This is a genomic window from Micromonospora sp. NPDC048170, assembly GCF_040652795.1.
Classification (GTDB): Bacteria; Actinomycetota; Actinomycetes; order Mycobacteriales; family Micromonosporaceae; genus Micromonospora.
In genome coordinates this window covers 63,008-86,588 of sequence record NZ_JBEZMR010000028.1, presented here as the reverse complement: position 1 = coordinate 86,588, position 23,581 = coordinate 63,008, and the positions used below count along the sequence as shown (strand labels likewise).

26 protein-coding genes, 1 pseudogene and 1 riboswitch are annotated in these 23,581 nt (G+C 73.0%); of the genes and pseudogenes, 12 read left to right on the top strand and 15 right to left on the bottom strand.

The features are described from left to right. Positions 1 to 89: pseudogene (locus AB0D32_RS26630) on the top strand (phytochelatin synthase); the annotation flags it as partial. Between the two features lie 298 nt (positions 90 to 387). Here AB0D32_RS26630 and dusB read toward each other — a convergent pair. From dusB to AB0D32_RS26610, 4 genes are all read right to left on the bottom strand, one after another. Then, entirely contained in the window at positions 388 to 1,560 is a 1,173-nt protein-coding gene (gene dusB / locus AB0D32_RS26625) for a tRNA dihydrouridine synthase DusB (RefSeq protein WP_357095778.1), read from the bottom strand. A gap of 323 nt (positions 1,561 to 1,883) precedes the next feature. Beyond that, a complete protein-coding gene (locus AB0D32_RS26620; protein ID WP_357095775.1) occupies positions 1,884 to 3,263 on the bottom strand; it encodes a glycine--tRNA ligase in 1,380 nt (459 codons plus the stop codon). 115 nt (positions 3,264 to 3,378) lie between these two features. Continuing rightward, the gene (locus tag AB0D32_RS26615) at positions 3,379 to 3,852 is read right to left on the bottom strand and encodes a hypothetical protein (RefSeq protein WP_357095772.1); all 474 of its coding nucleotides are present in this window, start codon (positions 3,850 to 3,852) and stop codon (positions 3,379 to 3,381) included. Between the two features lie 132 nt (positions 3,853 to 3,984). After that, positions 3,985 to 4,326 carry an antibiotic biosynthesis monooxygenase gene (locus AB0D32_RS26610; RefSeq protein WP_357095769.1) on the bottom strand — a complete coding sequence of 114 codons (342 nt, stop codon included), beginning with the start codon at positions 4,324 to 4,326 and terminating at the stop codon, positions 3,985 to 3,987. A gap of 27 nt (positions 4,327 to 4,353) precedes the next feature. Between AB0D32_RS26610 and AB0D32_RS26605 the strand changes: the two genes are divergently transcribed. From AB0D32_RS26605 to AB0D32_RS26575, 7 genes are all read left to right on the top strand, one after another. Continuing rightward, on the top strand, positions 4,354 to 4,611 hold the full coding sequence (locus tag AB0D32_RS26605; protein WP_357095766.1) for a hypothetical protein: 258 nt from the start codon (positions 4,354 to 4,356) through the stop codon (positions 4,609 to 4,611). A 96-nt stretch (positions 4,612 to 4,707) separates the two neighbouring features. Next, complete coding sequence (locus tag AB0D32_RS26600; protein ID WP_357095763.1) at positions 4,708 to 5,652, top strand: metal ABC transporter substrate-binding protein; 945 nt, start codon at positions 4,708 to 4,710, stop codon at positions 5,650 to 5,652. Next, entirely contained in the window at positions 5,649 to 6,410 is a 762-nt protein-coding gene (locus AB0D32_RS26595; protein ID WP_357095760.1) for a metal ABC transporter ATP-binding protein, read from the top strand. The genes AB0D32_RS26600 and AB0D32_RS26595 overlap by 4 nt, the downstream gene beginning before the upstream one ends. Before the next feature lies 1 nt (position 6,411). Beyond that, a complete protein-coding gene (locus AB0D32_RS26590; RefSeq protein WP_357095757.1) occupies positions 6,412 to 7,278 on the top strand; it encodes a metal ABC transporter permease in 867 nt (288 codons plus the stop codon). A gap of 44 nt (positions 7,279 to 7,322) precedes the next feature. Further along, positions 7,323 to 7,619: a metalloregulator ArsR/SmtB family transcription factor gene (locus AB0D32_RS26585; protein WP_357095755.1), complete on the top strand. Its 297-nt coding sequence runs from the start codon at positions 7,323 to 7,325 to the stop codon at positions 7,617 to 7,619. Next, positions 7,619 to 8,017: a Fur family transcriptional regulator gene (locus AB0D32_RS26580; RefSeq protein ID WP_357095752.1), complete on the top strand. Its 399-nt coding sequence runs from the start codon at positions 7,619 to 7,621 to the stop codon at positions 8,015 to 8,017. The genes AB0D32_RS26585 and AB0D32_RS26580 overlap by 1 nt, the downstream gene beginning before the upstream one ends. Positions 8,018 to 8,165: 148 nt before the next feature. Next, entirely contained in the window at positions 8,166 to 8,771 is a 606-nt protein-coding gene (locus tag AB0D32_RS26575) for a hypothetical protein (protein ID WP_357095749.1), read from the top strand. Between the two features lie 126 nt (positions 8,772 to 8,897). Here AB0D32_RS26575 and AB0D32_RS26570 read toward each other — a convergent pair whose 3' ends face one another. From AB0D32_RS26570 to AB0D32_RS26555, 4 genes are all read right to left on the bottom strand, one after another. Continuing rightward, positions 8,898 to 10,820 carry an acyl-CoA dehydrogenase family protein gene (locus tag AB0D32_RS26570; RefSeq protein WP_357095819.1) on the bottom strand — a complete coding sequence of 641 codons (1,923 nt, stop codon included), beginning with the start codon at positions 10,818 to 10,820 and terminating at the stop codon, positions 8,898 to 8,900. A 286-nt stretch (positions 10,821 to 11,106) separates the two neighbouring features. Next, positions 11,107 to 11,607: a DUF6328 family protein gene (locus AB0D32_RS26565; RefSeq protein ID WP_357095746.1), complete on the bottom strand. Its 501-nt coding sequence runs from the start codon at positions 11,605 to 11,607 to the stop codon at positions 11,107 to 11,109. Between the two features lie 246 nt (positions 11,608 to 11,853). Further along, positions 11,854 to 12,603: an SIS domain-containing protein gene (locus tag AB0D32_RS26560; protein WP_357095816.1), complete on the bottom strand. Its 750-nt coding sequence runs from the start codon at positions 12,601 to 12,603 to the stop codon at positions 11,854 to 11,856. A gap of 72 nt (positions 12,604 to 12,675) precedes the next feature. Beyond that, the gene (locus AB0D32_RS26555; protein WP_357095743.1) at positions 12,676 to 13,506 is read right to left on the bottom strand and encodes an alpha/beta fold hydrolase; all 831 of its coding nucleotides are present in this window, start codon (positions 13,504 to 13,506) and stop codon (positions 12,676 to 12,678) included. A 161-nt stretch (positions 13,507 to 13,667) separates the two neighbouring features. Next, positions 13,668 to 13,773: riboswitch (TPP riboswitch) on the top strand. Between the two features lie 72 nt (positions 13,774 to 13,845). Between AB0D32_RS26555 and AB0D32_RS26550 the strand changes: the two genes are divergently transcribed. The 3 genes from AB0D32_RS26550 to AB0D32_RS26540 all read left to right on the top strand — a co-directional run bounded on the left by AB0D32_RS26550 (position 13,846) and on the right by AB0D32_RS26540 (position 16,991). Then, the gene (locus tag AB0D32_RS26550) at positions 13,846 to 14,439 is read left to right on the top strand and encodes an ECF transporter S component (protein ID WP_357095740.1); all 594 of its coding nucleotides are present in this window, start codon (positions 13,846 to 13,848) and stop codon (positions 14,437 to 14,439) included. A gap of 103 nt (positions 14,440 to 14,542) precedes the next feature. Next, positions 14,543 to 15,958: an ABC transporter ATP-binding protein gene (locus AB0D32_RS26545; protein WP_357095813.1), complete on the top strand. Its 1,416-nt coding sequence runs from the start codon at positions 14,543 to 14,545 to the stop codon at positions 15,956 to 15,958. Positions 15,959 to 16,190: 232 nt separating this feature from the next. After that, positions 16,191 to 16,991, top strand: a complete 801-nt coding sequence (locus AB0D32_RS26540; RefSeq protein WP_357095737.1) for an energy-coupling factor transporter transmembrane component T — start codon at positions 16,191 to 16,193, stop codon at positions 16,989 to 16,991. Positions 16,992 to 17,160: 169 nt separating this feature from the next. On the opposite strand, the gene AB0D32_RS26535 is transcribed toward AB0D32_RS26540, so the two are convergent. From AB0D32_RS26535 to recO, 6 genes are all read right to left on the bottom strand, one after another. Next, positions 17,161 to 17,397 (bottom strand): hypothetical protein, encoded by a 237-nt coding sequence (locus AB0D32_RS26535; RefSeq protein WP_357095734.1) that lies wholly within the window; start codon positions 17,395 to 17,397, stop codon positions 17,161 to 17,163. Between the two features lie 775 nt (positions 17,398 to 18,172). Next, positions 18,173 to 19,063 carry a pirin family protein gene (locus AB0D32_RS26530; RefSeq protein ID WP_357095731.1) on the bottom strand — a complete coding sequence of 297 codons (891 nt, stop codon included), beginning with the start codon at positions 19,061 to 19,063 and terminating at the stop codon, positions 18,173 to 18,175. A gap of 54 nt (positions 19,064 to 19,117) precedes the next feature. Continuing rightward, positions 19,118 to 19,339, bottom strand: coding sequence for a thioredoxin reductase (locus AB0D32_RS26525; RefSeq protein ID WP_357095728.1), 222 nt, complete (start codon positions 19,337 to 19,339; stop codon positions 19,118 to 19,120). A 178-nt stretch (positions 19,340 to 19,517) separates the two neighbouring features. After that, positions 19,518 to 19,703 carry a hypothetical protein gene (locus tag AB0D32_RS26520; RefSeq protein ID WP_357095725.1) on the bottom strand — a complete coding sequence of 62 codons (186 nt, stop codon included), beginning with the start codon at positions 19,701 to 19,703 and terminating at the stop codon, positions 19,518 to 19,520. 64 nt (positions 19,704 to 19,767) lie between these two features. Beyond that, positions 19,768 to 20,544, bottom strand: a complete 777-nt coding sequence (locus tag AB0D32_RS26515; RefSeq protein ID WP_357095810.1) for an isoprenyl transferase — start codon at positions 20,542 to 20,544, stop codon at positions 19,768 to 19,770. Between the two features lie 32 nt (positions 20,545 to 20,576). Continuing rightward, a complete protein-coding gene (gene recO, locus AB0D32_RS26510) occupies positions 20,577 to 21,419 on the bottom strand; it encodes a DNA repair protein RecO (protein ID WP_357095722.1) in 843 nt (280 codons plus the stop codon). 100 nt (positions 21,420 to 21,519) lie between these two features. On the opposite strand from recO, the gene AB0D32_RS26505 reads away from it, so the two are divergent. Continuing rightward, positions 21,520 to 22,353 carry a DUF4097 family beta strand repeat-containing protein gene (locus AB0D32_RS26505; protein WP_357095719.1) on the top strand — a complete coding sequence of 278 codons (834 nt, stop codon included), beginning with the start codon at positions 21,520 to 21,522 and terminating at the stop codon, positions 22,351 to 22,353. Here the strand turns inward: AB0D32_RS26505 and AB0D32_RS26500 are convergent. Then, positions 22,340 to 23,515 carry an acyltransferase gene (locus AB0D32_RS26500; RefSeq protein WP_357095716.1) on the bottom strand — a complete coding sequence of 392 codons (1,176 nt, stop codon included), beginning with the start codon at positions 23,513 to 23,515 and terminating at the stop codon, positions 22,340 to 22,342. The two genes, AB0D32_RS26505 and AB0D32_RS26500, sit on opposite strands and share 14 nt — an antisense overlap. Positions 23,516 to 23,581 lie beyond the last annotated feature (66 nt).

The window sequence follows — 23,581 nt, the reverse complement described above, 5'->3', positions numbered from 1 at the left end:
CCGACTCCGCCAACCCCAACCAGGCCTCCTACCGAATGAACGTCGACAACCTCGCCGACTGGATCGCCACCCGCGGCTACACCTCCTGACCCACCAAACCGCACCACCCACGACAAGGGCCGACCCCACAAAGGGTCGGCCCTTGCGTCGTCTCCGCCTGCTCGCTGTCACCGACGGGGGCACGTCAAGAACCGCACTCCGAGACCGCGACGGCGCTGCCCGTCGGCCGTGCCCACGTCAAGAACCGCACTCCGGGACCGCCACGGCGCTGCCCGTCGGCCGTGCCCACGTCAAGAACCGCACTCCGGGACCGCCACGGCGCTGCCCGTTCGCCGTGCCGGGGACCGCTGGCCGGGCAGGACCGGTCCTGGTGCGCGGGACCGGCGCTCAGCCGCCGGAGTCGGCCAGCTCGGCGCCCTCGGGAACGGTGTCGTCGTCGCGGCTGGCCAGCCAGCCCTCCGGCAGGAAGACCTTGCCGGGTGAGTTGGTGCGGCCACGGGGCTGGCCCAGCGTGGCGACCGGGAAGGGCTCGGCCGCGTCCAGCTTGCCGAGCAGGTCGTCGAGCTGGGCCAGACTCTCGATCATGGCCAGTTCCCGGCGCAGCTCGCTGCCGACCGGGAAGCCCTTGAGGTACCAGGCGACGTGCTTACGGAAGTCGGTGCAGCCGTCCCGCTCGCCCCGGGCGGGGGTACGGGAGCCGGCGGTGAACTGGTCGACCAGCAGTTCCGCGTGCCGGCGCATGGTCCGCGCCACCTCGCCGAGGGTCGGCAGGCGGCGCTCCGGGCGGCCGTCGAACGCGGCCTCCAGGTCGGCGAAGAGCCACGGGCGGCCCAGGCAGCCCCGGCCGACCACCACCCCGTCGACGCCGGTGTGCGCCACCATCCGCAGCGCGTCGTCGGCCTCCCAGATGTCGCCGTTGCCGAGCACCGGCACGTCGAGGGCCTGCTTGAGGGTGGCGATGGCGTCCCAGTCCGCGGTGCCGGAGTAGCGCTGCGCGGCCGTACGCCCGTGCAGGGCCACCGCCGCCACGCCGGCGTCCTGGGCGGCGAGCCCCGCCTCGACGTACGTCAGGTGGTCGTCGTCGATGCCCTTGCGCATCTTCACCGTGACCGGCACGCCGGCCGGCGAGGCGGCGTCCACCGCGGCCCTGACCAGCCGCGCGAAGAGCCGGCGCCGCCACGGCAGCGCCGAGCCACCGCCCCTGCGGGTGACCTTGGGCACCGGGCAGCCGAAGTTGAGGTCGATGTGGTCGGCGAGGCCCTTCTCGACCACGATCCGCACGGCGGCGGCGGTGATCTCGGGGTCGGTGCCGTAGAGCTGGAGGCTGCGGGGCTGCTCGTCGTCGCCGAAGGCGATCATGCGCAGGGTCTTCGGGTTCCGCTCGACCAGCGCAACGGTGGTGATCATCTCGCAGACGTAGATGCCACCGCCCTGTTCCCGGCAGAGCTGCCGGAAGCCGACATTGGTGATGCCGGCCATCGGCGCGAGCACCACCGGCGGCCACACCTCGTGCCGCCCGATGGTCAACGGGCGCGGTGCGGGAACGGTCGGCGCGGTCACCGGACAAGTGTAAGGAAGGGCCCCCTCCTAACGCCTCATGCAGAGGAAGGGTCCCCTGCCAACACGACGCACATCACAGGCGGAGCTGCATCGAGGCCGCGCTCATCTGGTACGGCTTTCGGCAGAGCCCGCGCACCGACGACGTACACCTGGTTATCCCGCACCACGCCCGGCGGAGCCGGACGGCGCTGGTCAGGAAGGCGTTCACCGAGGTTGTCCAGGGCATCCGGTCGGCACCGGAGGGCGAACTCCCTGGAGGTGTCAGGAAGGGCACCTTCCTATACGGAAAACGTCAAGAAGGTGCCCTTCCTTACATCGGCAGGTCAGCAGCCGGGGAGGCGCTCGATCAGGTAGCGCTCGACCTGGTCCAGCGCGATGCGCTCCTGGGCCATGGTGTCCCGGTTCCGCACGGTCACCGCGTTGTCGTCCAGCGTGTCGAAGTCGACCGTGACGCAGAACGGGGTGCCGATCTCGTCCTGGCGGCGGTAGCGGCGGCCGATCGCCTGCGAGTCGTCGAACTCCACCACCCAGCGCTTACGCAGGTCGGCGGCGAGACCCTTCGCCTTCGGCGAGAGCGCCTCGTTGCGCGACAGCGGCAGCACCGCGACCTTGACCGGGGCCAGCCGCGGGTCGAAACGCATCACCGTGCGCTTGTCCACGCCGCCCTTGGTGTTCGGCGCCTCGTCCTCGTCGTACGCCTCCAGCAGGAACGCCAGCACCGCGCGGGTGAGGCCGGCGGCCGGCTCGATGACGTACGGCATCCAGCGCTCGCCCTTGGCCTGGTCGAAGTACGACAGGTCGACGCCGGAGTGCTTGCTGTGCGTGGAGAGGTCGAAGTCGGTGCGGTTGGCGATGCCCTCCAGCTCCGCGAACTCGGTGCCGCCGAACTGGAAGCGGTACTCGATGTCCACCGTGCGCTTCGAGTAGTGGGAGAGCTTCTCCTTCGGGTGCTCGTAGAAGCGCAGGTTCCCCTCGGACAGGCCCAGGTCGAGGTACCAGTTCCAGCGCTCGGAGAGCCAGTACTCGTGCCACTGCTCGTCCGAGCCCGGCTCGACGAAGAACTCCATCTCCATCTGCTCGAACTCGCGCGTACGGAAGATGAAGTTGCCCGGGGTGATCTCGTTGCGGAACGACTTGCCGGTCTGGGCGATGCCGAACGGCGGCTTCTTGCGGGCGACCGTCTCGACGTTCTTGTAGTTGACGAAGATGCCCTGGGCGGTCTCGGGCCGCAGGTAGTGCATGCCCTCCTCGCTCTCCACCGGGCCGAGGAAGGTCTTCATCAGGCCGTTGAACATCTTCGGCTCGGTGAAGGTGCCCTTGTTGCCGCAGTTCGGGCAGTTCAGCTCGGTCAGCGAGGCCGGCGGCTTGCCGTGCTTGGCCTCGTACGCCTCCTCCAGGTGGTCGGCCCGGAACCGCTTGTGGCACGACTGGCACTCGGTCAGCGGGTCGACGAAGGCGTCCAGGTGGCCGGAGGCGGCCCAGACGTCGCGGGCCAGGATCACGGCGGAGTCGAGGCCGACCACGTCGTCACGCTGCTGGACCATCGTCTTCCACCACTGCCGGCGGACGTTCTCCTTCAGCTCCACGCCGAGCGGACCGTAGTCCCACGCCGACCGGGTGCCTCCGTAGATCTCGCTGGAGGGGAAGACGAAGCCTCGGCGCTTGGCGAGGCTGACGACGGCGTCGATACGGTCGGCTGGCATGTTTCCTCCTACGCCGACTGGCGGTCGGCGGGGACGTGGTGAGGACGGAAAGGAACAGTTCGGGACAACGGTACGACCCGTACCGTCCCGGGCCCAGCAGAATACCGGGGGCGGGTCAGCTCACCCCGCACACCTCCATGCCGCCGGTCTGCTGGTCCTGCCCGAGGGTGACCTCCTGCCGGTCCTGACGGCCGCCCGTGTAGGTCACGTCCACCGGCACGGTGAGGGAGACGGTGTCCACGTCACCCACCCGGAAGGTGGCGATCTGCGGCTCGGCGGCCACCCGGCGCTCGAACTCCCGGCGCGACTCGCGCCGCTGCGCGTCGTCGCAGAGCTGGTCGTACGCCGCGCCGTACTTCCGCTCGACGAGCGCGCGGTAGTAGTCGGTGGAGACGGCGCGCCCCTGCTCGCGGATGGCCTGCACCCCGGTCACGACCAGGCCCACCACGGCCGCGCCGCCACCGCCGCAGCAGAGCAGCACGGCGAGCGCCCCGGCGCCCAGCCCGAGCCAGAGCCGGGTGTTGCGCCCCTCGGTGGGCGGCGCCGCGAACGGTGGGGAGACCCCCGGCCCGGCCGGCGGGGTTGGCACGCCCGGCTCCGCCGGGGGGCCGGGCACGGCGGGCGGCTGCGCCCACTGTTGGCCGGGGCCGGATGGCGGAGGGTACGGCGGCGGGGTCGCCGGTCCGGGAGCGGTCATGAGTGCAATGTAGTGCCCAGGGGCTCAGCGGTAAGGACCAGCGGCCCGATCGCTCGCGGCCACGACGACGTCTCCGCCCGGGGCGGCGCTGGCGAGCGCCTCGTACGCCGACGGTTCGTCGACCGACTCGGCGAGCAGCGGCACCGCCGTGATCTTGACGTCGAAGCCGCCGAGGGCCCGCCGGTAGGTGCCGACCGACTCCCATTCGGTGACCAGGCACCAGTGGCGCGGGTCGTCCAGCGCGCGGACCAGTTGGCCGCGCAGGTAACCGGGGCGGGCCGCGAGCGCGGTGAGGGCGGCGTGCGCCCGCTCGGTGAACTCGTCGGCGACATCGACGTCCACCACGAACCGGTTCGTCACCAGCACGGGGTTCCTCCTCGTAGAGTCTGTGGGATGCAGCGTACGCAGAGTCCCCTGCCGGCCCGGTTGGCCCGGGCGAACCCGACGACGGTGTTCCTGGTCACCCTGGTGCTGGTGCTGGTCGCGTTCTTCACCCCCGGCGTGGTCGGTGGCCTGTTCACCCTGCTGCTCGCCGCGGCCGTGGCCGCGCTGCTGGTCACCACCTGGTCGGTGCAGACGGCGCCGACCCGGGTGATCCGGCTGGTGGCGCTCACCCTGCTGGTCACGGCGGGTCTGACGAAGCTGTTCTGAGTGCCGCCGGCCACCCGGCTGCGGCCCGGACGGCCGCGCTGACATGCAAGCATGCGTTTTTGACAATCATTATCGTTGTCGCGGACAGTTCAAGGCATGAACATCCGCTCCGCCCCGCGCACCCTGGCCGCCGCCACCGCCGCCCTGCTCGCCCTGAGTGGTGTCGCGGCCTGCGCCGACGACGGCGCGGCCGGCGGCGACCCGCAGCGGGTCGACGTGGTGGCCGCCTTCTACCCGTTGCAGTTCCTCGCCGAGCGCATCGGCGGCGACGCGGTGAAGGTGACCAACCTGGTCAAGCCCGGGGCGGAGCCGCACGACCTGGAGCTGAACCCGCGCCAGGTCGGCCAGGTCGTCGAGGCGGAGCTGGTCGTCCTCCTGAAGGGCTTCCAGCCGGCGCTGGACGAGGCCGTCGAGCAGAACGCCAGGGACCGCGTGTTCGACGTGTCGACCGTGCAGCCGCTGATGGACGCGGCCGGAGGCGGCCACGACCACGAGGGCGAGGAGCACGGCCACGAGAAGGGCGGCGCCAAGGACCCGCACCTCTGGTTGGATCCGACCCGCCTGGCCACGGTCGGCGACAAGCTCGCCGAGCGGCTCGGCCAGGCCGATCCCGACCACGCCGCCGACTACACCGCCCGGGCCGGGGCGCTGCGCGGCGAGTTGGAGAAGCTGGACGCCGAGTTCACGGCCGGGCTGAAGACCTGCCAGCGGCGGGAGATCGTGGTCAGCCACACCGCCTTCGGCTACCTGACCGAGCGCTACCAGTTGGAGCAGATCGGCATCACCGGGCTCAGCCCGGAGGACGAGCCCGCCCCCCAACGCCTGGCCGAGGTCGCCCAGGAGGCCCGTGAGCACAAGGCCACCACCATCTTCTTCGAGACGCTGGTCAGCCCGAAGGTGGCCGAGACCATCGCCGCCGAGGTCGGCGCGAAGACCGCGGTACTGGATCCCCTGGAAGGGCTGTCGACCGACGGCGGTGACTACCTTTCGGTGATGCGTACCAACCTCCAGACCCTGAGGACGGCGTTGAGCTGCTCGTGACATCACCAGTCATCACCGTCGCGAACGGGGTGGTCGGCTACGACGGCCGTCCCGTGCTTCGCGACGTCTCGCTGACCGTGACCGCCGGTGAAGCGGTCGCCGTGCTCGGTGCCAACGGCTCCGGCAAGTCCACCCTGATCCGCGCCGCGCTCGGCCTGGTGCCGCTCAGCTCCGGGTCGATCACCCTCTTCGACCGCCCGCTGCGCCGCTTCCGGCAGTGGTACCGGATCGGGTACGTCCCGCAGCGGCTGGGCGCCGGCAGCGGCGTACCGGCCACCGTCCGGGAGGTGGTGGCCTCCGGCCGGCTCGCCCGGCGCGGCGTGCTGCGCCCGGCCGGCGCGGCGGACCGGGCGGCGGTGAACGCCGCGCTGGAGGCCGTCGGGCTCGCCGACCGGGCCCGCGACCCGGTCGCCACCCTCTCCGGCGGGCAGCAGCAGCGCACCCTGATCGCCCGGGCGCTGGCCGGTGAGCCGGAACTGCTCGTCCTCGACGAGCCGACCGCCGGGGTCGACGCGGTCAGCCAGGAGGCGTTCGCCGGAGCGCTGCACGACTTCGTCGACGGCGGCGGCACCGTGCTGCTGGTGGCCCACGAACTGGGGCCGCTGCGTCCGCTGATCAGCCGCGCGGTCGTCGTACACCAGGGTGGGATCTGCCACGACGGCGCCGTTCCCGAGCCCGCCGGGCACCACGCGGAGCCCGACCACGACCACGTGCACCCGCACGGTCCCGACGAGCCCGCCGGGCTGTGGAGCAGCTGAGATGGAACTCTTCCAGTACCCCTACATGCAGCGGGCCCTGATCGGTGCGCTGGTCATCGGCCTGGCCGCCCCGGCGCTCGGCATCTACCTGGTGCAGCGGCGGCTCGCCCTGATCGGCGACGGGGTGGGGCACGTGGCGCTCACCGGCGTCGGCGCGGGCCTGCTGCTCAACCGGTCCCCGGTGCTCGTCGCGGTGATCGTGGCGACCCTCGGCGCGATCACCATCGAGCTGGTCCGCGCCCGCGGGCGCACCTCCGGCGACCTGGCCCTTGCCCTGCTCTTCTACGGCGGCATCGCGGGCGGCGTGACGCTGGTCGGGCTCTCCGACAGCACCAGCGCCAACCTGAACGCCTACCTGTTCGGGTCGCTGACCACAATCAAACCGGCGGACCTGGCCACCATCGCGGTGCTCGGCGCGGCCATCGGGGTGACCATGCTGGCGCTGCGCCCGGCCCTGTTCGCGGTCTGTCACGACGAGGAGTACGCCCGGGTCTCCGGCCTGCCGGTGCGCACGCTCAACCTGCTGCTCGCCGTGGCCACCGCGGTCACCGTGACCATCGCGATGCGGGCCGTCGGGGTGCTGCTGATCAGCGCGCTGATGGTGGTGCCGGTGGCCACCGCCCAGCAGGTGACCCGAGGGTTCCGCAGCACGATGGCGGCGGCGATGGCGCTCGGGCTCTTCGCCGCCGGCTCCGGGGTCTGGGTGGCGGCGAACGCCGACACCGCCCCCGGCGCCTCGGTGGTGCTGATGGCGATCGCCTCGTTCGGGGTGGTCGCGGTCCTCGGCGCGGTGTGGCGGGCGCTGCGTCGGCGGCGCGCCCCGGCCGCCGCGCCCACGCCCGAGCCGCACGAGGTCGTGCTCCACTGATCCCTGACCAGCACCGTGCCGATGGGATTGGTTATCGTTACGGGGTGACGGACGGATCAGGCTACGACGCTTTCGAGGGCGCGAGCGAGCTGCTGCGCGCCCTGTCGGCGCCGATCCGGCTGGCCATCGTCAGCGAGCTCGCCGAGGGCGAGCGCTGCGTGCACGAGCTGGTCGACAAGCTCGGCGCCGCGCAGCCGCTGGTCTCCCAGCACCTGCGGGTGCTGCGGGGCGCCGGCGTGGTGCGCGGCTCGCGCCGGGGGCGCGAGATCGCGTACGCGCTGGTCGACGAGCACGTCGCACACATCGTGGCCGACGCGGTGAGCCACGCCGGGGAGGGATGATGACCATGACGGGTGCCACGGTCCGCAACACCCGGCAGCGCTCGGCGGTGAGCGCCCTGCTCGCCGAGCTGGAGGGCTTCCACAGCGCGCAGGATCTGCACGCCATGCTGCGCGAGCGCGGCGAGCGGGTCGGGCTGACCACCGTCTACCGCACGCTCCAGGGGCTCGCCGACTCGGGCGAGATCGACGTGATGCGCCCGCCGGGCGGCGAGCACCTCTACCGCCGGTGCAGCGAGGGCCACCACCACCACCTGGTCTGCCGGGCCTGCGGGCGCACCGTGGAGGTGGCGGGGCCGACGGTGGAGAACTGGGCCGAGCGGGTGGCGGCGAAGCACGGCTACGCCGACGTCAGCCACACCCTGGAGATATTCGGCACCTGCCCGGCCTGCGCGGGCTGACCCCGCCCGACGGTGAGCCGTTGCGCCGCCGCTGGTCCGGCCCGGCGTCGTGCGATGGTGCCGCCTGCCGGTCCGCCCCACGTACGGCGGTAGCGCCGGCCGTTCGGGCCGCGTGCCGGGGACGGCCGCGCGTGGCACGCTGTCCGGCGTGAAGATCTACGCCGATCGTTTCCCGACCGCCGCCCGACAGTTGATCACCGACCTGCTCGTCGTCGCCTGGGTGTACGGCGCGATCCGCGGCGCGCTGTGGCTGCACGACCTGGTCCAGAAGCTCGCCGTACCCGGGCAGAAGCTGGAGGGTGCCGGCGGCGGGCTGGCCGACAACCTCGCCGAGGCGGGCGGCAAGGTCGGCCGGGTGCCGCTGGTCGGCGACGAGCTGACCGCACCGTTCCAGCGGGCCGCCGGCGCCGCCCGCTCGCTGGCCGAGGCGGGACGCGACCAGCAGGAACTCGTCGACCAGCTCGCCCTCGCGCTGGCCGTCGCCGTGCTCGTCTTCCCGCTCGGCCTGGTGCTCTTCGGCTGGCTGCCGCTGCGGGTGCGCTGGATGCGCCGGGCCGCCTCGGCCGCGAGGCTGGCCGCCGCCCCCGCCGGCCGGGACCTGCTCGCCCTGCGCGCGCTGGCCACCCAGCCACTGGGACGGCTGACCCGGATCGCGCCCGACGTGGCCGAGGCGTGGCGGCGCGGCGACGATGCCACCGTCGACGCGCTCGCCGCGCTGGAGCTGCGCCGACTCGGCCTGCGGGGCGGTCGCTGAGACACGGCCGTCCGGCCACCGGAACGGGCGTGGCCGCAGGAGTTGCCGTCCCGGATGCTCGACGGCCGGGCGAGCACCCGACGGCCGTCGCCGGGCCGGCACAGGGCCGGCCCGGCGACCCGGGCGTCACCGCGTGGGCGGGATGCGGCGGCGGACGTCGTCGGCGGTGGACGGGCCGGGCGACCAGCGGGCCACCCAGGGCAGCTCGTCGGCCGGGGTGATCACGCCCTCCTCCAGGGCGGCGTAGCGCCCGGCCAGGATCCGCTTCGCGGCGGCCGTGTCGACGGAGTCGGTGTTCTCCCACAGGGCGGTGAAGAGCGCGTCGACCCGGACCCGGGCCTGCCGGCAGAACAGGTCGGCCAGTTCCACGTTCTCGGGCCGGTCCTCCCGCTCGGCGTGGGCCCGCACGCAGACCGCGGACATCGCGAACAGCTCCGCGCCGATGTCCACCACCCTGCCGAGGAACGCCTGCTTGCGCTCCATCTTTCCCTGCCACCGGGACATCGCGTAGAACGTCGACCGGGCCAGCTTGCGCGAGGCGCGCTCCACCTGCCGCAGGTGACCGGCGAGCGGGCCGAACTCGGCATACGCCGAGGGGCGCTGCCCCCTGCCGACGGCGAGCGTGGGCAGCCACTTCGCGTAGAAGGCGCCGGCCCGTGCCCCGGCCTTCGCCTTGCGGCCGAGCCCGGCGTCCGGGTCGATGATGTCGCCGGCGACCGACAGGTGCGCGTCGACCGCCTCCCGGGCGATGAGCAGGTGCATGATCTCGGTGGAGCCCTCGAAGATGCGGTTGATCCGCAGGTCACGCAACAACTGCTCGACGGCGGCGGGGCGCTCGCCCCGCGCGGCGAGTGAGTCGGCCGTCTCGTAGCCGCGACCGCCCCGGACCTGGACCAGCTCGTCGGCGATCTTCCAGGCCATCTCGCTGGCGTAGAGCTTGACGAGCGCCGCCTCGATGCGGATGTCGTTGCGGTCGTCGTCGGCGAGCAGGCAGCAGAGGTCCAGCATGGTCTCCATGCCGTACGTCGTCGCGGCCATGAAGGAGAGCTTCTGCGCCACCGCTTCGTGCTCGCCCACGGGTCGTCCCCACTGCACCCGGTCGGCGGCCCACTCCCGGGCCACGTTCACCGCCCACTTGCCGGCGCCGACGCACATGGCCGGCAGCGACAGCCGCCCGGTGTTCAGGGTGGTCAGCGCGATCTTCAGGCCCTTGCCCTCGCCGCCGATGACGTTCTCCTTCGGTACGAAGACGTCGTGGAAACGGGTCAGGCTGTTCTCCAGGCCACGCAGGCCGACGAACTCGTTGCGCCGTTCGACCGTGATGCCCTCGGCGTCGCCCTCGACGACGAAGGCGGTGATCCCGCCGCGCCGCCCCTCGGCGGCGGGCACCCGGGCCATCACCACGAGCAGGCTGGCGACGGTGCCGTTGGTGGCCCAGAGCTTCACACCGTTGAGCCGGTAGCCGGTGCCGTCGGGCGTGGGCTCGGCGGTGGTGGCCAGCCGGGCCGGGTCGGAGCCGACGTCCGGCTCGGTGAGCAGGAACGCGGACACCTCACCGGCGGCGAGCCGGGGCAGGAAGCGCTGCTTCTGCTCGGTGGTGCCGAACATCTTCAACGGCTGTGGCACCCCGATGGACTGGTGCGCCGAGAGCAGCGCGCCGATCGCCGGGCTGACCGAGCCGGCCAGCATGAGCGCCCGGCAGTAGTGCAGGTTGCTGAGCCCGAGCCCGCCGTACGACCGGTCGATCTTCATGCCGAACGCGCCGAGCCGGGCCAGTCCCTGGAACACCTCGTCCGGGATGGAGGCGTCCCGCTCGATCGCGGCACCGTCCACCTCGGCGATGAGGTACTCGCGGAGCCGGCCGAGGAACTCGTCGGCGCGGGCGACGTCCGCCGGGTCGGAGCGCGGCCAGGGGTCGATCAGGTCGAGCCGGAACCGGCCGAGGAAGAGCTCCTTGCCGAAGCTGGGCCGGTCCCAGGAGGATTCCCGGGCCGCCTCGGCGACCTGGCGGGCCTCCTTCTCGGACACCTGACCGGCCTCCGTCGGCAGCGGCCCGGCCGCGCCCGCCGTCGGCCGGCCTGCGGCGGAGGTTGGCGGCTGGCCGGCGGCAGAGGGCGTCGGCGTCTCGGCGGCGGTTGTCGGCAGGTCTGCGGCGGTCCTCGGCGGCTGGTCGGCGCCTGAGCCGTCGGATGCGGGTCGGCTGTTGTGTGTCGTGGTCACGGCGGCCCCCTCGAACCTCGGTCCGGATGCGTCAACGTGCTCGACAAACAGCACGCTACCCCTGGTTGTTACCCAGGGGTAGCGTTCGATAAATATCGAGTTTGATCGACTTCGGTCAGTCGCCGAGGGACCGCGGCTCGTCGTCCTCGTCGTCGAGGTCGTCCTCGCCCCAGTTGCGCCGGGAGAACGGCAGGAACATCCAGAAGGTGAGGAACCAGAGGGCGGTGAGGCCGCTGAGCACCAGGGCGACGCCGCGGTCCAGCACGAAGTCGGTGATCAGCAGCACCGCGCTGACCATCGAGATCAGCATGAAGGCGAGGCCACCGCTGGCCATCCGGTGGGCGAACCGGACCAGTTCCGGCTTGCGGCCCTGCCGGAACAGCGCGCGGTGGAACGCCACCGGAGAAATGATCATCGCGGTGGCGGCCGCCGCCGACAGCAACGCGACGATGTAGATGTCCTTCTGGAACTCGCTGGTGCGGGTGAAGCCGTTGCTGAACGGCAGGGTGAGCAGGAAGGCGAAGAGGATCTGCACGCCGGTCTGGGCGACCCGCAGCTCCTGGAGCAGGTCGGCGAAGTTTCGCTGCCAGCGCTGCTTCTCGGTTTCCTTGGACACGCGCTACCTCCGGTCAGACGGTACTGCCGGCGGGGGCGGCCGGCGGCAGCATCGCTGATGCCCCACCGGCCGACCCACGAAACCGACTCACGTCACTGCCCGACACCCGGTCCCACGGAGGTGCCGACCGGCGCGACCGCCGCCGTCAGCGCACCGGTCCCGTTCGCACGCGCCGACGGCCGCGGTCGTCCCCGTCAGCACGCCCGACCCTCAGGAGCCGCGCCGGATCCCGCCCGCGCCGGAGCGTCAGGAGCCGCGCCGGATCCGGCCCGCGTACCGGGCCTCCAGGGCGTTGTTGTGCTCGTCGCCCCCGGCGATGTTGGCCGACAGGTAGACCGGGGGCCGCTCCCCCGCAGCCAGCAGCCGGGCCACCACCTCGACAGTGATCTGCTGCGCGAGCAGCGCCGCGGTGATCGACGAGACCGCGCCGACCGCGCCACCACCCGGCAACGGCAGCGTCGCGTCGCCGTACGGGGCGCCGTTGTCGAGCACCACGTCGGCGAAGTCGGCGAGCCTGCGCCCCGACGGGTGGCGCGACGTCATCTGCCCGGAGTGCCGCGCCGAGGTGATCGCGACCAGCCCGTGCCCCTTCTCCTTGACCAGCGACGCGAACTCCACCATCGCGCCGTTCACGCCGGAGTTGGAGGCGAGCACGAAGACGTCCCGGGGGCTGACCGGAGCCAGCTCGTAGAGGCGGTGCGCCACCGACGGATCGCGCTCCAGCAGCGGCCCGAGCACGTCCGCCGGGGCGCCGCCGACCAGCACCAGGTCCCGCAGGGCGATCCGGTTGGTCGGGACCAGCCCGCCGGCCCGCCCGGCGATCTCCATGGCCAGCGCCTCGGAGTGGCCGGTGCCGAACGCGTGGACCACGCCGTCGGCGCGTACGGCCTCGGCGATCAGGTCGGCAGCCTGCCCCACCGCCTCGCGTTGGCTCTCGGCCACCCGGTTCATCGTGGCGGTCACCACGGCCAGGAAGCCCTCGGCGCTCACCGTCATGTCTGCTCCGTCCATGTCGTACCTCCGTCGGGGATGGGGTCCGGCAACCGCCGGGCGGCGTCGCGGGGAGGGTCAGGCCGGGTCGTACGCCCGGGCCAGGATCGCCTCGGCCAGTGCCGCGGGCGCCTCGTCGGGAATCCAGTGGCTCACCCGGGGCAGCTCGACGAAGCGGTAGTCGGCGCTCACGTGCCCGGCGCACGCCTCGGCGGCGGTGCGGCCGATCGCGACGTCCCGGCCGCTCCACACGAACGTGGTCGGCACCGTCACCGGCCCGGTGGCCGCGAGGTCCCGGCGGGACATGGCCCGGTACCAGTTCAGCGCCGCGGTCAGCGCGCCCGGCTCGCGCATCGGGTCCGCGTACGCGGCCACCCGCGCGTCGTCGCCGACCCCGTGCAGCATCCGGCGCAGCCCGGTCGCGCCCAGCGCCAGCAGCGCCTTCTCCGCCTTGCCCGGCTTGCGGAACAGCGCCATGTACGCGGAGCGCGCCTTCTGCCCCGCGTCCTCGGCCAACGCCCACGCCATCGCGGCGGGATGCGGCACCGAGATCGCGGTCAGCGTACGGACCCGATCGGGGTGGCCGGCCGCGACGGCCCAGGCCACCACCGCGCCCCAGTCGTGCCCCACCAGGTGCGCCGCGTCGACGCCCAGCGCGTCGAGTACGCCCACCGCGTCGGCGACCAGCTCCGGCAGCCGGTACGCCTCGACCGCCTCGGGGCGCGCGCCCGGCGAGTAGCCGCGCTGGTCCGGCGCGTACGTGCGCAGGCCGGCGGCGTGCAGCGCGGGCACCACGTCGTCGAACTCCCCACCGTGCTGGGGGAAGCCGTGCAGCAGCAGGACGGGCGTGCCGCCCTCCGGTCCGCCGACGCGGACGTCGAACGTCAACCCCCGGGCCTCGATCCGCATGATCGTGAGCCTACCCACGTTGCCGGCCTGCCCCTCGCCACGTACAGCCCGCGCGGGTCACCGGGGCCGGAATCGACGGCGTCGACCGATCGCGCCGATGAGCTGCGGAAAGATCACTTTGCCCGATGATCTTCAAAGGTGTTAGCGTCGGGCCACAACTTCACATCCGACAGGGGAGCGCACAGCGCTGAGAGTGCGGGCACCGCCCGCAGACCCTCGAACCTGATCTGGGTAATGCCAGCGCAGGGAGTTCGGTCGACCTCCAGCCGCGTCGACGTCCGGCACATCCGGGCGCGGCGTGCGTCTTCTCCTGGTTCGCGTTCAGGACTGGGAGCAATCATGCGAGACAACAACACCACCCCCCGGTGGCGAACCGTCGACGTCGTCGTCGCCGCGGTGATCGCGGTGGCCTTCGGCGTCATCTTCTGGGCCTGGGGCCTGCTGTGGCGGGCCGTCGACCCGGCGTTCGCGTTCTTCCCCGCCGGCCAGGCGATCATGTACGGCGTGTGGCTGGTCCCGGCCGTCCTCGGCGGCCTGGTGATCCGCAAGCCCGGCGCGGCGCTCTTCTGCGAGGCGGTGGCGGCGACGGTCTCCGCGCTGCTCGGCGCCGAGTGGGGCGGCGTCACCATCGTCCAGGGCCTGATCCAGGGCCTCGGCGCCGAGCTGGCCTTCGCCGCGTTCCGGTACCGCTCGTTCCGGCTGCCCACCGCGCTGATCGCGGGCGCGCTGACCGGCTTCGGCGCGGCGCTGTTCGACTTCTTCGTCTGGAACAGCGAGTACGCCCTGACCAGCTACCGCATCCCCTACGCCCTGCTCACCGTCGTCAGCGCCGCCGCGGTGGCCGGCGCCGGCGCCTGGGCCCTGACCCGCGCCCTGGTCACCACGGGCGCCCTGGACCGCTTCCCCGCCGCCCAATCCCGCCCCCTGATCTGACCCACCTCGGACGGATCACGTCGATCATGAAGTTGTCGCCGCGACACGCCGTGCCGATTGACGACAACTTCATGATCGACAAATGCGAAGGGGGGTGTCGGGTGTGGGGGCGGTAGTGCTGCGCGGGTTCGGGTGGCGGCACGCCGGGCGGCGGGCATGGGCCGTACGCGGGGTGGACCTGCACGTCGAGGCCGGCGAGCGGGTGCTGCTGCTGGGGCCGTCGGGCGCCGGCAAGAGCACGCTGCTCGCCGCGCTGGCCGGGCTGCTGCCGGAGGACTCGGGCGAGCAGGAGGGCACCGTCGAGATCGACGGGCTCGACCCTCGTAAGAGCCGCGAACGGGTGGGCATCGTCTTCCAGGACCCGGAGACCCAGCTCGTGATGGCCCGCAGCGGCGACGACGTGGCGTTCGGGCTGGAGAACCGCGGCGTCCCCGCCGGGGAGATCTGGCCCCGCGTCGACGAGGCGCTGGCCCGGGTCGGCTTCCCGTACCCCCGGGACCGTGCCACCGCCGCCCTCTCCGGCGGCGAGCAGCAGCGCCTCGCCCTGGCGGGGGTACTTGCCCTGCGTCCCCGCCTGCTGCTGCTCGACGAGCCGACCGCCAACCTCGACCCGACCGGCGCGGCGCTGATCCGGGCGGCGGTGGCCGGCGCGCTGGACGCCGACACCACGCTGATCCTGGTCGAACACCGGGTCGCCGAGGCGCTACCCCTGGTCGACCGGGTGGTCGTGCTCGAACCCGGCGGCGGCGTCCGCGCCGACGGCACACCCGAGGCCGTCTTCGGCGCGCACGGCGACACCCTCGCTGACGAGGGCGTCTGGGTGCCCGGCCGTCCGGTACCGCCACGCCAGGCCACCACCCCGGCCGGCGACGTGCTGCTCACCGCCGACCGGCTCGGCCTGCCGCCCCGGCTGGCCCCCGTCGACCTTGACGTACGCGCCGGCGAGGCGCTCGCCGTCGTCGGGCCGAACGGGGCCGGCAAGTCGACCCTCGCCCTGCTGCTCGGCGGCCTGCTCAAGCCCGGAGCGGGCCGGGTCGTGTCGACGACGGCACTGGCCGGCACCGACGCCCGTACTCCCCCGCACCGTTGGCGTGCACCGGCCCTGGCCCGCCGGATCGGCTCGGTATTCCAGGACCCGGAGCACCAGTTCGTCACCAACACCGTCTTCGACGAGCTGGCGCTCGGCCCACGCCGCACCGGCCAACCCGAGACAGCGGTCCGGTCCACCGTCGACGGGTTGCTGTCCCGACTGCGGTTGACGAAGCTCGCGGCGGCCAACCCGTACACCCTCTCCGGCGGAGAGGCGCGGCGGCTGAGCGTGGCGACCGCCCTGGCCACCGCGCCCCGCCTGCTCATCTGCGACGAACCGACCTTCGGCCAGGACCGGCGCACCTGGCTGGAGCTGGTGGACCTCTTCGCCGAACTGCGCGACGCCGGGCACGGCCTGGTCGCGGTCACCCACGACCCGGAGTTCGTCGCCGCCCTGGCAGACCGCCGCCTCACCCTGGAACGCCCATGACCAGCCCGCGTCCGGCCGCCGCACCGATCACCCGCCGCCCCTGGAACGACCGGGACCAGCCAGGACCAGGCCGTCAGGCAGGTCACCTACCGCACCCTGGAACGACCGTGACCAGCCGCGATCAGGCCGCCGCACCAGTCGCCCACCCGGACCCCGGCCTCAGCCGCGGAACTACCGTGACCAGCCAGGGACGCGCCGCACGCGTCGGCCGCCGCGGCAGCCTGGAGCGGGCGTGATCAACCTCGAGCCGGTCGCCGCACCGGAGGCGCCACTGGCCCGGCGCAACCCGGTGGCCAAGCTCGCCGCGGCGCTGGTGTTCTCGTTCATCCTGATCGCCACCCTGGACCCGGTGGCCCCGGCCATCGCGATCGCCGTGGAACTGGCCGTGCTGCCGTTGTTCGGGGTCCGGCTACGGGTGTTGGCGCGACGGGCGTGGCCGCTGCTCATCGGTGCGGTCGGCGTGGTGGTGACGCTGGTGCTGTTCGCAGCCGAGCGCTCCGGTCGGGTGCTGGTCGAGGCCGGCCCGGTGGTGGTCACCTCCGGGGTGCTGCTCACCGCGCTCGGCCTGGTGCTACGCATGTTCGCGGTGGCGCTGCCCGGCGTGATCGTCTTCGCCACCACCGACCCGACCGACCTGGCGGACGCGCTGATCCAGAACGCGAAGGCGCCGGCCCGGTTCGCCATCGGGGCACTGGCCGCGTTCCGGCTGGTGCCGCTGCTCGGACAGGAGTGGCAGATGATCTCCATGGCACGCCGTGCCCGAGGGGTCGAGGCCGGTCGCAGCCCGCTGGCGAAGCTGCGGCTGTTCGCGTCGACGGCGTTCGCGCTGCTGGTCGGGGCAATCCGCCGGGGCACCCGATTGGCCGTGGCGATGGACGCCCGGGGCTTCGACGCCGGGACCCCGCGTACGGTCGCCCGGCGACAGCGCTTCGTCGCCGCCGACGGCCTGTTGATCGTCGGCGCGGCGGCGCTCGCCGGGGCCGCGTTGACCGCCAGCGTGTTGCTCGGCACGTTCCGCCCGTTGATCGGCTGACATGCCCGCGGATCGGCTGAGACGCCGCTGATCGGTTGGGACGCCACTCGATCAACTGGTCAGCCTCTCGGCCGGCTGGTCAGCCTCTCGGCCGGCTGGTACCGGCCGCTGATCGGCTGACGGGCCGGGTGGAGTCGCCGGTGACGACGCCTCCACCCGGCTGGCACGGTCAGCTGCGCCGGAAGGCGTACCGGCGGGCCTGCCCGGCCTTCTGGCCACGCAGCGCACCGGAGCGGCCGGCGCCGGAGACCGGCGGGCCGGCCTTCGGCGCCGCCGGCCGGTCGACCGGCAGCACCGGCATGACCGGCGCGACCGCCACCTCTTCAAGGTTGACCGGCGTCAGATCCTCGGCGGGCGGCGTGGGCAGGGTCGTACGGGACTTCTTCGGGTTGCGCCTGGCGGGCATCCGGTGCCTCCTCGGTCTGCGGGCCCTACCGCACCGGAGCGACATCCGGTGACCGGGGCCCGCCTCGTTCGATGACCGTCACGCGACGGTCGGGCGGGATCGGGACTGCTGCCCGGGATCGACCACGAGGGACACCACCGCCACGGCGGCAGGTGCGGAATGCGGACGCCCGGGAGCACGCGGACCCACGGCCACAGAGGCGGCGGGTCGGCTCGGAGATGGGGCGTCAGATACGCATGCCCACACGCTATCCGCCCGACAGATCCCGCGCACCCGAATTACCGCCACAACCGACGCCCACCCTCCCCGCCCACGCACCCGCGCTCACGCCCACCCATACGGCCCGCACCCGCACCCGCACCCCCGCCCGCGCCCGTCCACGCGCCCCCACTCGCACTCGCCCGCGCACTCGCACGCGCACTCGCACGCGATCTTGCACGCGATCTTGCACGCGATCTTGCAGTTTCCGCCCCGACAAACCGCCCTTAAATGACATAGCGGGGGCGGAAACTGCAAGATCGCCGGGCAGGGCCGGGCAGGGCAGGGCAGGGCCGGGCAGGGCCGGGCAGGGCAGGGCAGGGCGGGGCCGGGCGGGGCCGGGCCGGGGCGGGAGCAGGGGTGGGCCAGGCGGGACAGGGCAGGGGTGGGCCAGGCGGGACAGGGCAGGGGTGGGGACCGGGGTAACCCGGGCCGGGCGGGGACAGGCGGGGCCGGGCCCGGGCAGGCGGGATGGTGAGTCGGACCAGACCGTGGCCCCGCCCTCGCATCTTCGCTGTCAGGCGAGGGTGGCGTGCATTTCCCAGACCAGGATCTCGGCCGGCTCGGTGGCGGTGACCCGACGCCCGCCTGTCATGGTGAGCCGGGCGGCGTCTCCGGCGCCGAGCGTTCCGCTGCCCTCCAGCGTGACCGCGCCGGTCGGCACGTACAGGTGGACGAAGGGCGCGTCGGGGACGGTGACCTGGTCGCCCGGGCCGAGCCGGGCGGCGTGCAGGGTGGCGAACCGGTTGCGGATCCGGATCGCCGCGGCGTAGCGGTCCATGCCGGAGGCGATCGGCACCAGGCCACCGCGCAGAAGTTGGTCGTCGATCTCGAGTTGTTCGTAGCCGGGTGCCACGCCCTGTTCGTCGGGGAGCACCCACATCTGCACGAAGTGGACGGGGTCGGTGTGCGGATCGCGGCCGTCGAGACGCCAGGAGTCGTTCTTCTCCGAGTGCAGGATGCCGGTTCCGGCGCTCATCCGTTGCGCCAGCCCCGGATAGATCACGCCGGAGTGACCGGTGGAGTCCTGGTGCACCAGCGACCCGCGCAGCACCCAGGTGACGATCTCCATGTCCTGGTGCGGGTGGGTCTCGAAACCGGCACCCGGGCGCACCACGTCGTCGTTGTTGACCAGCAGCAGACCGTGATGGGTGTTGGCTGGGTCGTGGTGCCGGGAGAACGAGAACGAATGCTTCGAGTCGAGCCAGGAGATCCGGGTGACGAACCTGTCGTCGGCCCGCCGAACGTCGACCGACGGCGCGGGGACGGTCACCACGCCCCCGACCGGCACTCCGGCCCAGCCGACCCCGCCGCCGAGCGGCACAGCGGCCCGATCGACCACGCTCTCGACCGGCACTCCGATCCGGCCGACCACGCCGCCGGGCGGCACTCCGGCCCGACCGGCCACGCCCCCGAGCGGCGCTGCGGCCCGACCGGCCGTACGTCGGCCTGGCCGGAGCGGTCACCAGGCACGCTGCCCACTCTCGGTGGGCGCCCAGGTCAGTGCCGGTTCCCCCGTGGCCAGCTCGCTGATCTCCCCGGATCGCGGCTGGGCCGCGTGGCCGAGTTCGCGGCAGTGCTGCTCGGCGATCTCGGCACAGATCTCGGCCACCTGCCCGCAGATCGGGTCACCGAGGTCGGCGGCGTTCAACGCCATGATCATCTTGTACCGGAGATCCCGCATCTCCACCCCCGAGGATCGACGCGGCCGGGCCCCCCGCCCCGGCTATCCGACCCTATCCACCCCCGCCCCCACCCACCCCCGAAACCCCGGACCGCCAGCCGATCACGCACTTCCGGTGAGTGTTTCGCCCTTGGCGTGGGCATCCGTACAGCACGGGGATGGATGGGGAGGGTGATGGTCAGAAGAAGCGGCGGCGCTTGGCCTTCTGGGGGCGGAGCATGTCGGCGCCCTTGGTGAGCAGGCGGCTCACCCCGGACGGGCCGCGGCGGGCCTCCAGCGTGTGGCTGAGCCGGCGCGCGCCGGCCGCCGCCAACGGCACGGCGACGGCCATCGCCGCCCACTGGGCAATACGCTTCTGGATCATGTGGGTTCACCTCCGTCAGTGGCTGCTGACCGAGGTGGTACCCCGTACGGCCGGGCGGTAAGCCTCAGACCGGCGGGGCGACCGGGTTGGGCAGCGCGCCGCCGAAGCGCCGGTCCCGCTGCGCGTACAACTCGCAGGCGTACCAGAGGTGGCGGCGGTCGAAGTCGGGCCAGAGCGTGTCGAGGAAGATCAGCTCGGCGTACGCGGTCTGCCAGAGCAGGAAGTTCGAGATCCGCTCCTCGCCGGAGGGACGCAGGAACAGGTCCACCTCGGGGATCTCCGGGTGGTAGAGGTACTTCGCGACGGTCTTCTCGGTGACCTTCTCCGGGTCGAGCCGGCCCGCCGCGACGTCACGGGCGATGGCGGCGGCGGCGTCGGCGATCTCGGCCTGGCCGCCGTAGTTGACGCAGAACTGGAGGGTCAGCGTCGAGTTGCCCCGGGACATCTCCTCCGCCGTCTGCAACTCGGAGATGACGCTCTTCCAGAGCCGGCCGGCCCGGCCGGACCAGACCACCCGCACCCCCAGGTCGACCAGCTGATCCCGACGGCGGCGGATGACATCGCGGTTGAAGCCCATCAGGAAGCGGACCTCGTCCGGTGAGCGCCGCCAGTTCTCCGTGGAGAAGGCGTACGCCGACAGGTAGGGGATGCCCAGCTCGATGGCGCCCTCGATGGTGTCGAAGAGGGAGAACTCCCCCGCCTCGTGGCCCTTGGTGCGGGGCAGCCCGCGATCCTTGGCCCACCGGCCGTTGCCGTCCATCACGACGGCGACGTGCTTCGGCACCGCGTCGGCGGGCAGCGCCGGCGGCCGGGCGCCCGACGGGTGCGGTGTCGGCGGCATCGGCTCGCGCCGGCCGGCCCTCATCGATCGGATCACTCGGTTCTCCCCCTGCTCACGCCGTCCGCTCCGGTTCCGGCGCCCCGCGACGGCGGGACCGGACCGGCCGCCGGGGCGCCCCGGTCGACCAGCGGCAGCGAGCGTAGCGCGCGCTCCAGGTGCCACTGCAGGTGCGCCGCGACGAGGCCGCTGCACTCTCGGCGTACGCCGGTCTCGGTGGCGTCGGCGACCCGCCAGTCGCCGCTGGTCAGCGCGGACATCAGGTCGATGGTGGCCGGGGCGGGATGGGCGGCGCCCGGCGGCCGGCAGTCCGGGCAGACCGCGCCCCCGGCCGGCACCGAGAACGCCCGGTGCCGCCCCGGCGTGCCGCAGACGGCGCAGGCGGCCAGCGCAGGCGCCCAGCCGGCCAGCGTCATGCCGCGCAGCAGGTACGCGTCGAGCACCAGCGTGGTGGCGTGGCTGCCTTCGGCGAGCGCACGCAGCGCGCCCAGGGTCAGCTGGAACAGCCGCAGCGACGGTTCCCGTTCGACGGGGGTGAGTCGCTCGGCGGTCTCGGCGATCGCGCTGGCGGCCGTGTAGCGGGAGTAGTCGCCGAGGAACCGTTTGCCGTAGAGGTCGATGCCCTCGACCTGACTGACCGTGTGCAGCGAGCTGCCGTGGTTGCCCTTGGGGTCGCCGGCGAGCTGGAGGTCGACGTGCCCGAACGGCTCCAGCCGGGCGCCGAACTTGCTGGTGGTACGGCGGATGCCCCGGGCGACCGCCCGCAGCCGGCCGTGCCGGCGGGTGAGCAGGGTGATGATCCGGTCGGACTCGCCGAGCTTCTGCACGCGCAGGACGACCGCGTCGTCGCGGTAGAGCTGTCGGCGGTACCCGGCCATCGGGCCATTCTCTCTCGGGGTGTGGAATCAGGGTCAGCTCGGGGTGTCTCGCGTGCGAACCCCGATGCGCCGGCCGGGCCACGGCTCGTAGCGTGCTCGCATGGCTCAACACCGCACCGCCGCTGTGCTCCTCGCTGCGGCCACCACCCTGATCGTCTCCGCCGGGTGCGACAACCTGTCCTTCCGCCGACTCGACTACGACAACACCGAGGCGGTTCGGATCAGCAGCATCCGGGTGCTCCCGGGAGCCGGCGACGTGACCGTCCGCGCCATCGGCCCGCAGGACGAGGTACGGATCAAGCGTGTGGTGCGCTACCAGGGCGGCCAGCCCGACGCGACGTACGAGATCAAGGGCTCCGAGCTGGTGCTGGACACCGACTGCGGCTCCCGGTGCACGATCTCCTACGAGGTCACCGCCCCGGACGGGGTGAGCGTGAAGGGCGAGAGCGGCTCCGGTGACGTCGACCTGAGCAAGGTGGGCCCGGTGGAGATGCTGCTCGGATCGGGCAACATCCGGGTGGCCGGCTCCAGCGGCCCCGTCCGCGCGCAGACCGGCTCCGGCAACATCCAGGTGACCGGCGCCGGCGGCCCTGTCCGGGCCGAGGCCGGCTCCGGCAACGTCGAGGTCGACGAGGTCGCGGCCACGGTCACGCTGCGTACCTCCTCCGGCGACATCACGGGCCGCCGCCTCGGCGGCGGGGTGGACGCGGAGGCCGGCTCCGGCGACGTCACGGTCGACCTCGCGACGCCCGCCTCGGCGCGGGTGCGCGCCGCCAGCGGGAACGTCGAACTGGTCGTGCCGTCGGGCCGCTACCGGGTCCGCTCCAACGTTGACAGCGGCGACGCCGACCTGGGCGTCCCCGACGACCCGTCCGCCACGCTGGTGCTCGACCTCGGCACCGGTAGTGGCAACGTGACCCTCACCCAGCGCTGATCTCGACGGTCTCCGGCTCCCGCGCGGCCCGGGGCGCCGGCACCGCCGCCCGCCCGCCCGCCGGGTGAGCGCCAGCGGGGTGAGCGCCGGCCGAGTGCTCGCTGGCGGAGTGAGCGGTGGCAGGATGCCCGCCGGCCGGGTGAGCGCCGGCCGGAACGGGGTGGGAGCCGCCGGGGACCAGTTCCGGTGGCCGGCGGGCCGCCACGTCCTCCACCCAACCGAACAGGGCGGTCGCCACCGCGACCAGCGCGAAGACCAACGCCACGCGGATCGCCAGGCCCAGCGGGTCCTGGTGCGACCAGCCCACCACGTCGACCAGCGGGGTGAGCGCCACCACGAACGGCATGTGCCACAGGTAGACGGTGAGCGCCCGCCGGTTGAACACGGTCACCACCCGGCCGAACGCGGCACTGCGGTCCACCCAGGCTGCGCTCGCCGGCCCCCGGCCGAGCAGCACGAGGACGAACGCCGCCGACCACAGGGCGTTGCCGAGGGGGTTGTCGTTCAGGTCGTACCCGCGTGGCCCGGGGTGGGTGAAGATCCAGGCGGCCCCCGCGGCGGCGAGAGTGAGCGCGACCGGCACCAGCACCCGGTTGGCCAGGCGGCGCAGCATGCCGGCCTGGTGGGCGAAGCCGAGCAGCCAGGCGCCGAAGTAGAGACCGAACTGGTGCAGCGCCCCCGGCAGCGCCGGGAGCAGGCCCAGCTCGGCCGCCACGAGCAGGGCGTACGGGGCGATCAGGGTGGGCACCGGGGCGCGCCGGAACAGCCATAGGGCCACCGGCGAGGCGAGTACGAACCAGAGGTAGTCCCGCAGGTACCAGATCACGCTGAGTGCGATCGCGCCCCAGCCGTTGGCCGGTGGGTCGGCGATGGGGAAAAGCCAGAGCAGCACCTTGGGGCTCAGCGGCAGCCCGGTGAGCAGCATGGCGGGCACGAAGACGGCGGCGAGCACCCAGAGTGACGGCAGCAGGCGCCGTAACCGGCGGCCGACCGCCCCTGGTCCCCACCGCTGTAGTGAGGCCGCCATCAGCGAGCCGGCGAGCGCGAACATCACCGACATCGCCGGGAAGACGAGGGTCAGCGTGGCCCAACCGGTGACGTGGTAGACGACGACTCGAACGATGGCCAGGAAGCGGAGCAGGTCCAGGTATCGGTTTCGCATCAGCCTGAATCTATATCCGGGGGTACGGGGGCTCCCCTATGCCTACCCTCCGAACCGGCCCCGGCA

What these genes read in the sequence shown, in the direction of transcription:
- AB0D32_RS26620 (WP_357095775.1), bottom strand. Translation starts at nt 3,263, where the DNA reads ATGCCAGCCGACCGTATCGACGCCGTCGTCAGCCTCGCCAAGCGCCGA.
- AB0D32_RS26605 (WP_357095766.1), top strand. Translation starts at nt 4,354, where the DNA reads ATGCAGCGTACGCAGAGTCCCCTGCCGGCCCGGTTGGCCCGGGCGAAC.
- AB0D32_RS26600 (WP_357095763.1), top strand. Translation starts at nt 4,708, where the DNA reads ATGAACATCCGCTCCGCCCCGCGCACCCTGGCCGCCGCCACCGCCGCC.
- AB0D32_RS26590 (WP_357095757.1), top strand. Translation starts at nt 6,412, where the DNA reads ATGGAACTCTTCCAGTACCCCTACATGCAGCGGGCCCTGATCGGTGCG.
- AB0D32_RS26580 (WP_357095752.1), top strand. Translation starts at nt 7,619, where the DNA reads ATGACCATGACGGGTGCCACGGTCCGCAACACCCGGCAGCGCTCGGCG.
- AB0D32_RS26560 (WP_357095816.1), bottom strand. Translation starts at nt 12,603, where the DNA reads ATGACGGTGAGCGCCGAGGGCTTCCTGGCCGTGGTGACCGCCACGATG.
- AB0D32_RS26555 (WP_357095743.1), bottom strand. Translation starts at nt 13,506, where the DNA reads ATGCGGATCGAGGCCCGGGGGTTGACGTTCGACGTCCGCGTCGGCGGA.
- AB0D32_RS26550 (WP_357095740.1), top strand. Translation starts at nt 13,846, where the DNA reads ATGCGAGACAACAACACCACCCCCCGGTGGCGAACCGTCGACGTCGTC.
- AB0D32_RS26535 (WP_357095734.1), bottom strand. Translation starts at nt 17,397, where the DNA reads ATGCCCGCCAGGCGCAACCCGAAGAAGTCCCGTACGACCCTGCCCACG.
- AB0D32_RS26525 (WP_357095728.1), bottom strand. Translation starts at nt 19,339, where the DNA reads ATGCGGGATCTCCGGTACAAGATGATCATGGCGTTGAACGCCGCCGAC.
- AB0D32_RS26520 (WP_357095725.1), bottom strand. Translation starts at nt 19,703, where the DNA reads ATGATCCAGAAGCGTATTGCCCAGTGGGCGGCGATGGCCGTCGCCGTG.
- AB0D32_RS26515 (WP_357095810.1), bottom strand. Translation starts at nt 20,544, where the DNA reads ATGCCGCCGACACCGCACCCGTCGGGCGCCCGGCCGCCGGCGCTGCCC.
- recO (WP_357095722.1), bottom strand. Translation starts at nt 21,419, where the DNA reads ATGGCCGGGTACCGCCGACAGCTCTACCGCGACGACGCGGTCGTCCTG.
- AB0D32_RS26505 (WP_357095719.1), top strand. Translation starts at nt 21,520, where the DNA reads ATGGCTCAACACCGCACCGCCGCTGTGCTCCTCGCTGCGGCCACCACC.
- AB0D32_RS26500 (WP_357095716.1), bottom strand. Translation starts at nt 23,515, where the DNA reads ATGCGAAACCGATACCTGGACCTGCTCCGCTTCCTGGCCATCGTTCGA.